Below are 246 nucleotides of genomic sequence, written 5' to 3'. Positions count from 1 at the left end.
CGCTGCGCCAGCAGCTGCAACGCTCGGATCTGCTGCGCCGGCTGATGCTCCTCTACATGCACGCACTGCTCACGCAGGTCGCGCAGACGGCTGCATGCAACCGCCATCACTCGCTCAGCAAGCAGCTGTGCCGCTGGCTGCTGATCGAAGTGGACCGCGTCGCCTCGAACGATCTGACCGTCACGCAACAGCTGATCGCCGATATGCTCGGCGTGCGCCGCGAAGGCATCACGGAAGCGGCCGGCA

At 65.9% G+C, this 246-nt stretch carries 1 pseudogene; it reads left to right on the top strand.

From position 1 onward, the window contains the following. A pseudogene (locus tag SB753_RS40260) lies at positions 1-246 on the top strand (Crp/Fnr family transcriptional regulator); the annotation flags it as partial.

This window comes from Paraburkholderia sp. SIMBA_053 (assembly GCF_046534895.1).
Taxonomy (GTDB): Bacteria; Pseudomonadota; Gammaproteobacteria; order Burkholderiales; family Burkholderiaceae; genus Paraburkholderia; species Paraburkholderia caledonica.
This window is presented reverse-complemented; position numbering and strand designations above follow the sequence as displayed.